Origin of the sequence: Paraburkholderia sp. RL17-373-BIF-A (genome assembly GCF_046030175.1) — a bacterium.
Lineage (GTDB): Bacteria > Pseudomonadota > Gammaproteobacteria > Burkholderiales > Burkholderiaceae > Paraburkholderia.
In genome coordinates this window covers 1-2,408 of sequence record NZ_JARESO010000203.1, presented here as the reverse complement: position 1 = coordinate 2,408, position 2,408 = coordinate 1, and the positions used below count along the sequence as shown (strand labels likewise).

Genomic DNA, 2,408 nt, shown 5'->3' with positions numbered 1-2,408 from the left:
CAGAGTCGAGGGCTGCGACCGGAATCTGCCATGGGGCGGAAGGCATGAGTTGGGTTGCAGGAAGAATTCCTTCGCGAATTAGCCGGTGAACCGAACTCGTGTAGATGTTCAGGCGCCGAGAGGTTTCTTCCACGCTGATGGTTTCGACCCGCGGTACAGTTGGATCGAACGGTTTGATCCCCAGGCGCTTGCGCAACTCGGCGACTCTGACGCTCGTCCATGATTGTCCATCAGCAGCCTTGCATCGCATCCGATTCATGGTGACAGCCAGATCGACATCCGGCCAATGACCGCCGAGTTTGCGTAGGACTTCTACAGGACCCGGGCGCCGGTCTTCGGGATATCGACCGACGCTCGTGCGGGCGACGCGAACCTCAGTGTGTCGGCCTCCCGTCCAGTGGACCGTAACGATTGCTTCGTTCGTGCTGTCGTCGAGATCGATTACCACATCCTGAATGATGATGCGCGTCAAACGTTGCTTCGTACGAGCGTCCGTTCCAGGCGCATTCCATGCCGCCTGCAAGTCGGTTGCGAGCGCCATGAGACCCGCTTCATCAATCTTCGGGCGCGATGCAGCTTCGGCGTCAAGCTGTGCCAGGCGCTCTTCAACCTGTGCGACCCGCTCCAATGCGGCGTTCCAGCGCGCCTCGAGTTCACGCGCAACGAGCCTTTTTGCGGGGTCTACAGCCTCGTAGCGGCGCGCGGCCAGTGAGGCCTCGTAGCGTGCGTCATCGAGTTCGAGCTGCAACGCCCGTTTTACGTCATCTCCCGCCGCGTTAGCACGACGTGCGGCTAGCATTGCAGCCTCCACCGCATGAGGCGAAACGGCTTCCACAATCAAGGCAGCGACAGCCTGATCAATGCGGACGCCGCCAATGCCGATGCAAATCCAACTCGCTGCGCGCTCCTGGTCGCCTCGGCAATGGTAGCGGTGAGCATGCCCGGCTCGCATGCCGTACGTCACCCGCATCATGCGACCGCATCGGCCACACCGCACGAGGCCAGTCAGCAACGCTCGCCCACCTCTCGCGGATTTGCGTGATGCCCGTTTCTTCATGTGTGCGTTCTCGGAGATCATGCGTTGATGTTCTTCGAACTGGCCCCAGGTGATATAGCCGGGATGGTGGTCCCGCAGAAGAACATTCCAGTCCTTCATCGCCTTCGAATGGCCGAAGGTCTTGCGGGCACGTCCGTCTACGACCGAGGTACGCTGCGCCCTGCGGCCAAACACATAGGCGCCTGCGTACATCGGGTGCTGCAGTAGCTGGATCACAGTATGGTACGCCGGCAGCTTCCACTCAACCCGTGTACCAGCAACGCCACTGCGCATGACAGGCAGACACGTCTGCGATTGTATGGCCCATAACAGGACCTGGCGAGCACTGCCGAATTCCATGAATTTGGCGAACACGAGTCTGATCGCTTCGGTGACCCGCTCGTCGGGATCCATCTCGATCTGCCCGAGTTCGTTCCAGCAATAACCCGGCGGTAACGCGAAACGCAATTCGCCGCGACTGGCCTTCGAATCCCGTGCGGCCAGTCCGCGCTGCCGCAGCAGGCTCAGCTCGTATTCCGACATTGTGCCTTTCAGGCCAAGCAGAAGCCGGTCGTTGACAAGTCGTGGATCATAGGTGCCATCGTGATCGATAACGAGCGTGCCGACCAGTGCACATAGATCCACAAGGTGGTGCCAGTCTCTGCCGTTTCGAGCAAGCCTGGATGCTTCAAGACAGAACACCGCGCCGACGGATCCGCCACAGACGGCCGCGACGAGTTTCTGGAAGCCGGGGCGTTCGACAGCACCCGAACCGGAACGGCCGAGATCATCATCGATGGTTACAACCGATGCAAATCCCAACGCACGGGCAGAATCAGCGAGCGCATATTGGCGGCGCTGGCTTTCGGTATGCTCCACGACCTGAGTCATCGTCGACTGACGGACATACACGATGGCGCCGCGACCAAGGTGGTCAGACGTGATCTTCTGGCTCATTTGGGCCTCCCTGATCGTGTTGTGCCTGTTCGTTTCTCTCCTTGCCCAGCGCCTCCAGCAGGAGGTCCGCCAGAGCCGCTATCAACTCGTCGCGGCGAGCGCCGAGGAGGCTCTCGCACCACACCGGATCGCTCTCGAGTATCAATGGCAGCTGAACGCCCGGTCTTCTGTTCGCACGTTTCATCGCAATTGCCCTCCTTCATGAGGAAACTCGATGATCCGCCGATTGCCAATCGATGTTGGCGAGCGGACAGATTGGCGCGAAGTTCGTTGAGTGCCGACAGGCTCAGCTGCGGTGAACCAGGGGACATCGTCGAGCATATCGACGCATCCAGCATCCACGCCGGCAGTTCGCGAGAGAGCCCGCCCGGCACGTCAAGATGAACGAGCTGGTTGCCCCGGCGCCCGCTGCGTC

At 60.6% G+C, this 2,408-nt stretch carries 2 protein-coding genes; both read right to left on the bottom strand.

All coding sequences use genetic code 11. The annotated features are described in order from the left end of the window. A partial coding sequence (locus P0D80_RS49570) for a recombinase family protein (protein WP_408295916.1) occupies positions 1-1,993 on the bottom strand: 1,993 nt, incomplete at its 3' end. Continuing rightward, positions 1,971-2,177, bottom strand: coding sequence for a hypothetical protein (locus tag P0D80_RS49565; RefSeq protein WP_073430809.1), 207 nt, complete (start codon positions 2,175-2,177; stop codon positions 1,971-1,973). The genes P0D80_RS49565 and P0D80_RS49570, both read right to left, overlap by 23 nt. Between the last annotated feature and the right edge of the window lie 231 nt (positions 2,178-2,408).

Excerpts from the sequence above, each read along its gene's own strand:
- P0D80_RS49565 (WP_073430809.1), bottom strand. The coding sequence starts at position 2,177 with ATGAAACGTGCGAACAGAAGACCGGGCGTTCAGCTGCCATTGATACTC.